Below are 8,972 nucleotides of genomic sequence, written 5' to 3'. Positions count from 1 at the left end.
CTAAAGAATAAAAAATAATCATATGCCGCACCATTATTCCTGCACTGCGTTTGGAAAGGGCGCATGGCTAAAAAAATCGACGGCTTCAAAGTCGCCTTAGCGATTTTGTTCTATGTAATTGGTAAAGTGTCATTTCTAAGTTTAATTACTCAATCTAGAGCTCTTTGCTTCTTTGCATATATCAATAATACACTTCTAAAACATAGAACAACATAAAAATAGACTATATTTAAAAGAGCGTTGATAGAATACCAACGCTCTAAAATATAGTCTATTTTTTATCTAAAATATTACTGCATGTTTTAGAACAATTTTTACAACTACTACTGCAATTACATTTGCCTTTAGATGAATTTTTTATTGATTTCATAATTATAAAAACTGAAAATAAAACAATTAGTATAGTACAAGTTATTTCTACCATAAATCACATCACCTTTATGTAATAATTAGTTGAAATTTTAATTTTATATTTTTATATGATTAAGTTACCTATATTAAATACTAGGAATGAAACTATCCAAGCAAGTACTAATTGATAAAATACTGAAAATAAAGTAAATTTATCACCAAATTCTTTTTTCATAGTTCCAATTACAGAAATACAAGGTGTATATAGTAATATGAATACTAAGAAAGAATAGGCAGATAATGCAGTAAAATGTGCACCTAAAACAATATCTAAATTACCAGCAAAAATTACTTGCATAGAAGCTATAACTGATTCTTTAGCAAGTAGTCCTGAAAGTAATGAAACAGCAGATTGCCAATTTCCAAATCCTAAAGGTGAAAACACAGGAGCTATAACATTACCAATAGAAGCTAAAATGCTTTCATTTACTTCACTTACCATACCAGTAAAGTTAAAGTTTGATAAAAACCATATTACAACACTCATAGCAAAGATTATTGTTCCAGCTTTTTTTAAAAAGTCTTTTCCTTTATCTCCTGTTTGCTTTAAAATCGATGATAGTTTTGGCATTTTATATTCAGGAATTTCAATTATAAATGGTTCTTCATCTTTTTTGAAATATGTATTTTTAAATAATATACCGAGTAAGAATGCTAGAAGTACACCTAAAAAATATAATGATGCAACAACTAACCCTCTATAATCTGTAAAAAATACAGATGCAAATACTACATAAACTGGTAAACGTGCATTACATGACATTAAAGGAACAAGTAAACAAGTAAGTTTTCTATCTTTTTCACTTTCTAAAGTTCTCGCAGTCATTATTGCAGGGACAGTGCAGCCAAAACCAATCAACATAGGTATAAATGCTTTTCCTGATAATCCCATTTTTCTCATTAATTTATCCATTAAAAATGCTACTCTAGACATATAACCACTATCTTCTAATATGGTAATACATATAAATAATACTAAAATTATAGGTAATAATACTAGTATTCCACCAACACCTGCTATTATTCCATCAATTATTAAAGATTGAAACCAAGGAGCAGTGCTTGATAATGAATTACTTACAAAAGGAACAAAAGCATCATTTAAAAATGTGTCTAATAAATCTGATAAAGGCTGTCCAACCCAAGAAAATGTAATTTGAAACATTAAAGCTATTATCATTAAAAAGATTGGATAAGCAAAATACGGATTAAGTAGAATCTTATCTATTTTTTCAGAAGTAGTTATTTCATTATTTTGTTCCGATTTTATACATTGTTTTAATGTATCTTCAATAAATGAATAAGCATCTTCTTCAGAAGAAAATTCAAACCTCTCATTATTTTCTGAGTTTTTAAAATTAGCTTCTTGTAATTTTGCTGAAATTTTATCAATTCCAATGTTTTTTCCAGCAGATATAGGAATTATCTCAACGTCAAATAATTTTGATAGCTTTTTATAATCTATAAAAATACCTTTAGATTCTGCTACATCAATCATATTTACTGCTAATATGATTGGTTTATTAAATTCTTTTAATTGAGTTGTTAAGTAAAGATTTCTATTTAAATTAGAAGCATCTACTATGTTTAGTATTAAATCAACTTGTCCATTTTGCAAAAAGTCTTTTGCTACTTTTTCTTCATTTGAAAAAGTATCCATTGCATAAATTCCTGGCAAGTCTACAATTTTTATGTCATTTATGTATCCTTCTTTTTTTTCAACAGTTACTCCAGGCCAATTACCAACATATTGATTGGATCCAGTTAAAGCATTAAATAAAGTAGTTTTTCCTACATTAGGATTTCCAAGCAAAGCTATGGTCGTCATAAGTTAAAATCCTCCCTATATTGATAAGAATATATTCTTAGCATCATTTTTCCTAATAGCTAAATCAAATCCTCTAAAATTTATAACTATTGGATCTCCTAAAGGAGCTCTTCTTTTAAATTCAATTTCAGTACCTTTAATACATCCTAAGGCTGATAATCTTTTCTTTAATTTTAAATCACCTTCAATGAAATCTATTATTCCTTTTTCACCAGGTTTTAAATCGCAAATACACATGAATATCACCTCTAATTGAAAATTATTATCGTTCAAAGTATAATAATAGCATCTTTTTTACACTTTAGTCAATAGTTGAAGTCCAAAAACATAATATATAATATAATGGAAAAAATATAAATAATTAAAGATAAATAAGAAAATATAATACAAACTTTAACTAATTAAAAAAATACAGTATAATAAAATATAAAAAATATACTATACTATGAAAGACGGGGTGAGATAATGTCAAAAATAGGGGCATTTTTTGATTTAGATGGAACATTATACAGAGAAGGTTTAATTACAGAAGTATTTAAAAAGATGGTTAAATATGAGATTATAGCGCCTGAGAGATGGTATAATGAAGTAAAGCCTCATTTTTTAAAATGGGATAAGAGACAAGGTGATTATGACAATTATCTTTTAAAGATGGTAGATGTTTATTTAGAAGCTATCAAAGGATTAGAAAAGCATCAAGTGGAGCATATAGCGCAAAAAGTAGTTGAACAAAAAGGTGATAGGGTTTACACTTTTACAAGAGATAGAATAAAGTGGCATAAAGAGCAAGGTCATATTATAATAATAATATCAGGTTCGCCTTCAGAACTTGTTAGAGAAATGGCCAATAAATATGGCTTTAATGATTATAAAGGCACAATTTATATGGTAGATAAGAAAGATATGTATACAAGTGAAGTTATACCTATGTGGGATAGCGAGAGTAAATCTAAAGCTATAAATGAACTTGTAGAGAAATATGATATAGACCTTAACAAAAGTTATGCTTATGGAGATACATCTGGAGATTATACTATGTTTAAGCATGTAGGACATCCATTTTGCATTAATCCAACAAAAGAACTTTTACAAAAAGTTATGAGTGACAATGAAGTGACAAATAAAGTTAATGTTATAGTAGAAAGAAAGGATGTAATATATAACTTAAATATTGAAGATATACAATTTGTATAGGAAAGAGTGGTACTGTGATTATTCGTGAGAACAACGTAAAGGTAGAAGAATTTAGTGATGAATTTATGATAAAACCTGAAAATAGAGAGTATTTACCTAGTGAGCTTATATTTTTTGATCTTGAACACTATGTATATAAAAAACCAAAGTGTATTGGAGTATTTGGAGCTTGTGAATTTAATAAAAGACTAAATGAAATTTTGGTAACACAATATATGATAGAAGATAGAGACGAAGTAGCTGATATATTATATTTGGCGCGAAACTATTTTATTAAGATGAAAAAATTAGGTAAAAAAGCAATTGTGACATTTTCAGGGAATAATGATTTTACTGTTATAAATTATCTTTTTAAACAATATGGGATAGAATATGATTTTAACAAGGAATTTGATTCAATAGATATACAAAAAGAATATGAAAAAAATAAAACCACATCTATAGGACTTAAAAATTTAGAAAAGCTATTTGACATTATAAGAGAAGGAGAAGTAATTAGTGGATCGAATTTAGCTAAAACTTTTCATAAAGTATTAAAAGACAAAAGTTACTTCAAAAGAATGCCAGAGGAAAAAATAGAAAAAATACTTCTTTATAATGAACAAGATGTGGTTAATTTATATCATATTTATGTTAAGTGGAAGAAATATATATATGATGATAATGAAATTGAAGAGTTAGATGAGAGTATAGAAGAATTGGATGATGAAATAGATAATTTTAATTATGAAAATAAATCAATAATAAATCACTAAGTTCAACTTAAAATAAATTTTTCTTAGCTTTAGATTAAGTGCATGAAATTTAAAGCTAAGAAAGTCTAAATAATACGGTACCTTAAAACCCCTCTGCATAGTAAATGATTATGCAGAGGGGTTTCTATTATTTAAGTAATTCTATACCTTTTTTTAATCTTGAAATTGATTCTTCTTTTCCAAGTAATATAGCAAGCTCGAAAGCACCACCTGGAGTAAATGATTTACCAGAAAGAGCAGTTCTTATAGGCCATAACATTTGACCATTTTTAATTTCTAATGATTTTATTAATTCGAACACTTTTTCGTGGATATAATCTTTATTCCAATTTGCTTCATCGATTGCTTCAATAATTGGTAAAACTTTTTCTAAGTTTTCTAATGAACTTTCAACTGTACTTTTCATTTTTTTATGAACATAAAGATCAGTCGAATATTCTGGTAACTCTTCTAAGAAATCAATTTGTTCTGCTAGATCGCTTAATAATTCACATCTTGTATGTAATAAGTCTGAAATGAATTTTAAATCAAAATCTTTCTTTAAAACTTTCTTATATTCAGGAACAGCAAGTTCATGGAACTCATCTAAAGAAAGTTTTCTTATATACTCACCATTCATCCATTTTAATTTAGCGTCATCAAATATAGCAGGTGATTTACTTATATCCTTGAAATCAAATTTTTGAGTTAATTCTTCAAGACTGAATATCTCTTCATTTGTTCCAGGGTTCCATCCAAGTAATGCAATGTAGTTAAGTACAGCTTCCTTTAGATAACCTTTTTGAATAAGATCTTCAAATGATGCATCACCATTTCTTTTTGATAATTTATGATGAGTATCTTTCATAATTGGTGGACAATGAACATAAACTGGAACATCCCAACCAAATGCTTCATATAATCTATTATATTTAGGTGAAGATGAAAGGTATTCATTACCTCTAACAACATGAGTTATACCCATTAAATGATCATCTACAACATTTGCAAAATTATAAGTTGGAAGACCATCAGATTTAATTAAAATCATATCTTCAAGTTCAGAGTTATCTACAGTTATTTTACCGTATATAACATCATCAAAAGTTGTTGATCCAGTTGTAGGATTATTTTGTCTTATTACATAAGGTAATCCTTTAGCTAGATTTGTTTCTATTTCTTCTTTTGTAAGATGTAAACAATGCTTATCATACTTAAATGGTCTCTTTAAAGCTTCAGCATTTTCTTTAAGTATATCTAATCTATCTTTAGAACAGAAACAATAGTAAGCTTCTCCTTTTTCAACTAATTTTTTTGCATATTCAAGATATATAGCTTTTCTTTCACTTTGAACATAAGGTCCAACTTCACCGCCAACATCTGGACCTTCATCGTGGTTAAGACCTGTTAATTTTAGCGTGTTATATATAATATCAACCGCACCTTCTACTAATCTTTCCTGATCAGTGTCCTCAATTCTTAGTATGAAATCTCCATCTTCATGTTTAGCTATAAGATAAGCATAAAGTGCAGTTCTTAAATTTCCAACATGCATATAACCAGTTGGACTAGGTGCAAATCTTGTTCTAATTTTTTTTGATGCCATTTTTATTTCACTCCTATACAAATCTTCATAAATAAAGCCCTTTCATTATGAATATTAAATGAAAGGGACATAATATATATAATATTAATTCTATGATATATCAACAGCCATTCTATGTCAATATTTTGGAGGACTTAGATTCATCTCATACATAATTATTTTTTTATTCTTTAAGAATTTATAAAAATCTTAAATCTGTGGATAATTTCTAGAATATTATATTTTAAAGGTATGATGAGTATTTCTAAAGAATAAAAAATAATCATATGCCACACCATTATTTCTTCACTGCATTTGGAAAGTGTGCATGGCTAAAAAATTGCCAGATCTAAAGTCACTTTGGAGATTTTGTCCTTATATTATGTCCATCAGAAGATAAGATAATTGTATGCTCTTTATTTGTTTGATAAATTTTTATGTTACTTTTAGTTAAACATTCTATTGTGGATTTATTAGGATGATTAAATTTATTATCATTACCAACAGAAATTATAGCTAGTGAAGGATTTACTTTTTCAATAAAAGCTTTGCTTGAGGAGGTGGATGAACCATGATGACCTATTTTTATTACATCACTTTTTATATTATTGTTTGAATCTAATAATATTTCACTCTCTACTTCTTTTTCAGCATCTCCTGTAAATAAGAAGGAAGTATCTCCATATTGAATTTTTATAACAGGTGAATAATTATTTATATTGTCATATAGATCTTTAATTGGAGAAAACACAGTTACATGAGTATTCTTTCCTAGATCAATGGTATTAGTATCTTTTTTTAATACATTAATTTTTAGATCTTTATCTTTTAATGCATCTATCATTTTTTCGAATGTAGATGTAGTATTTTCTATTTTAGGTGCATAAAATTTGTTAATTCCATAAGTTTTTATAATTTTAGCCATGTTACCTATATGATCTTCATGAGGATGGGTTGCAATAATATAATCTATTTTTTTTATATTCAATGAGCGCAGGTAACTTAAAATTTTATTTCTAGATTCTTTTGGACCAGAATCTATTAGCATATTTATATTGTTTACTTGTATAAGACTTGCATCACCTTGTCCCACATCAATGTAGTGAATAATCATATTATTATAATCATAGTAATTAGTGTTTAAATTCAAGTATCTTAGCATAAATAATGTAGATAATATTATAAATAATAATAGTAGTTTAAATTTCAAATTTCTTTTAACTCTCATAAGAACACTCCTTTAAATTATTTTACCATTAAATAGAAAATAATTCTTAAAAAAGATAAGGATTTCAATTAATGTAATATGTATATAAATTAAAAAAATGAAAAATTGAAAGGTTGAATATTGCAAAAATTATGTTATAATTAAATAAAAATACAGCTTTTATAGAAAAAATGCAATATTGACTTATTTAAAAATTCATAATAGGGGGCAAATAAATGAAAAAAGAATTTTCCATGAGTAATGATAAAGTAATGATTAATTTTACTACAAAGTATTGTAATAATATTGATTCAGTGTTAGAAAGTGAAGGCTTTAGAAGGGTATTAAATAGTTATTTAGAAAAATCAAAAAGAAAAAATACATTAACATATAGATTTTTAACAGATTCATTAGAATCAAATGATACATCTAAGATTTGCAAGGCATTAATAAAAGCTATAAAATTTTTAACAATAATGGGTGTAGAAGAAATTATAGAATTAAGTCCAGGTTTTGAAGCGTTATTGACTAATAAAGATAGCTTTATTAGATTTGTAGAAGAGTTTTATTCTTATTGGAGAAGATTAGAAAGATATACAATAATTCATAGATATAAATTAAGACAAGGATTAGCTGCAATGAGCTTTACAGAAGCAAATGCAGAGTTCTCAGTAATCATACTTAAATTATATAGGAAGGTTGAAAAAAATGTATTAGGTTATCAACCTAAGGTTTATAGACAAATTCCTGCTGGTGGAAACGCATGTATCATGATTCATCAAATGGAGTGGCCCATTCCTAAAGGGTATGAAACATTAGAAGATATACCTTTTATAGATAACATTCTTTTAGAAACACCATTTATAACTTATCCAAAGAGAAATACAAGAGATGGAGTGTTTTCAGAAATTGATGAAAATCCATTAAAATATGCAAGTATAAACAAAGAACATTGGTTTTGTTATCCTGCTAAAATAGGAGAGTCATTAGCATATATATACTTCCATAGAGATTATATGGAACATGGAATAACTCTATGTAACTTATTCGAGATGGCTAGAACAGAAGAGATAAGAGGCAGAAGACCTGATATAGTATTTGTATTTGGCGCAAATGATGAAAATGGAAAAGATTTAAAGACTGTATTCTATAATGACTATAAAAATGATATTATGCTTGGTTATATAAATCATTCAGATAAAATTGACTATTTTGGATATATGAAAAAAATGTCATTAACTCTTCATAATTTAATAATGATTAAAAAAGGATATTTACCAATACATGGGGCTATGGTAAATATTGTATTGAAAAATGGAAAAACAGCTAATGTAGTTATTATGGGGGATAGTGGGGCAGGAAAATCAGAAAGCTTAGAAGCATTTAGAGGATTAAGTGAAGATTATATATCTGATATGACTATAATATTTGATGATATGGGAACTTTTAAATTAGAAGATGGTGAAATAAAAGGGTATGGTACAGAAATAGGAGCATTTGTTAGATTAGATGATTTGGACCAAGGATATGCTTTTAAAGAAATGGATAGAAGTATATTTATGAATCCTGATAAAGTGAATGCTAGACTAGTTATGCCAGTTTCATCTTACAAAGAAATAATGGCAGGATATAAGATTGATTTCTTCTTTTATGCAAATAATTATGAGGATGTAAAAGAAAATGAAAAACATCTAGAATATTTCACTTGCGCTGAAGACGCAGTAAATGTATTTAGATCAGGTGCAAGAATGGCTAAGGGAACTACAACAGAAAAAGGATTAGTTGAATCATTCTTTGCAAATCCATTTGGTCCAGTTCAAAAACAAGATGAGACTAATGTACTCATAGAAAAGTATTTTGATTTTATGTTTAAATCAAAGCAAACTAAAGTTGGTCAAATTAAAACTTGTTTAGGAGTATGTGGAGAAGAAAAGAATGGTCCTAAAAATGCAGCTTTAGAATTATTTGAAGAGATCAAAAAACTATAATTAGTATGTTTTAAAAAATATTGAT

At 27.1% G+C, this 8,972-nt stretch carries 8 protein-coding genes; 3 read left to right on the top strand and 5 right to left on the bottom strand.

Going from position 1 to position 8,972, the window contains the following annotated elements:
- Positions 1–271: 271 nt before the first annotated feature.
- From RGC78_RS12970 to RGC78_RS12960, 3 genes are read right to left on the bottom strand one after another with little or no spacing between them, the layout of a single operon-like run.
- Positions 272–424 carry a FeoB-associated Cys-rich membrane protein gene (locus RGC78_RS12970; protein WP_252226696.1) on the bottom strand — a complete coding sequence of 51 codons (153 nt, stop codon included), beginning with the start codon at positions 422–424 and terminating at the stop codon, positions 272–274.
- A gap of 51 nt (positions 425–475) precedes the next feature.
- Entirely contained in the window at positions 476–2,239 is a 1,764-nt protein-coding gene (gene feoB / locus RGC78_RS12965; RefSeq protein ID WP_252226694.1) for a ferrous iron transport protein B, read from the bottom strand.
- Positions 2,240–2,254: 15 nt separating this feature from the next.
- Positions 2,255–2,476, bottom strand: coding sequence for a FeoA family protein (locus tag RGC78_RS12960; protein WP_252213132.1), 222 nt, complete (start codon positions 2,474–2,476; stop codon positions 2,255–2,257).
- Positions 2,477–2,704: 228 nt separating this feature from the next.
- On the opposite strand from RGC78_RS12960, the gene RGC78_RS12955 reads away from it, so the two are divergent.
- Positions 2,705–3,433: an HAD-IB family hydrolase gene (locus RGC78_RS12955; protein ID WP_252213133.1), complete on the top strand. Its 729-nt coding sequence runs from the start codon at positions 2,705–2,707 to the stop codon at positions 3,431–3,433.
- A 14-nt stretch (positions 3,434–3,447) separates the two neighbouring features.
- The gene (locus RGC78_RS12950) at positions 3,448–4,188 is read left to right on the top strand and encodes a ribonuclease H-like domain-containing protein (RefSeq protein WP_252213134.1); all 741 of its coding nucleotides are present in this window, start codon (positions 3,448–3,450) and stop codon (positions 4,186–4,188) included.
- Positions 4,189–4,315: 127 nt separating this feature from the next.
- Here RGC78_RS12950 and gltX read toward each other — a convergent pair whose 3' ends face one another.
- A complete protein-coding gene (gltX, locus tag RGC78_RS12945; protein WP_252213135.1) occupies positions 4,316–5,773 on the bottom strand; it encodes a glutamate--tRNA ligase in 1,458 nt (485 codons plus the stop codon).
- A gap of 334 nt (positions 5,774–6,107) precedes the next feature.
- Positions 6,108–6,980 carry a ComEC/Rec2 family competence protein gene (locus RGC78_RS12940; protein ID WP_309556765.1) on the bottom strand — a complete coding sequence of 291 codons (873 nt, stop codon included), beginning with the start codon at positions 6,978–6,980 and terminating at the stop codon, positions 6,108–6,110.
- 215 nt (positions 6,981–7,195) lie between these two features.
- On the opposite strand from RGC78_RS12940, the gene RGC78_RS12935 reads away from it, so the two are divergent.
- Positions 7,196–8,947 carry a phosphoenolpyruvate carboxykinase gene (locus RGC78_RS12935; protein WP_309556764.1) on the top strand — a complete coding sequence of 584 codons (1,752 nt, stop codon included), beginning with the start codon at positions 7,196–7,198 and terminating at the stop codon, positions 8,945–8,947.
- Positions 8,948–8,972: the final 25 nt, after the last annotated feature.

Source organism: Clostridium aquiflavi (genome assembly GCF_031344075.1).
Taxonomy (GTDB): Bacteria; Bacillota; Clostridia; order Clostridiales; family Clostridiaceae; genus Clostridium; species Clostridium aquiflavi.
Note: the sequence above shows the minus strand (reverse complement) of the source record. Positions and strands in the feature narration are given on the sequence as shown.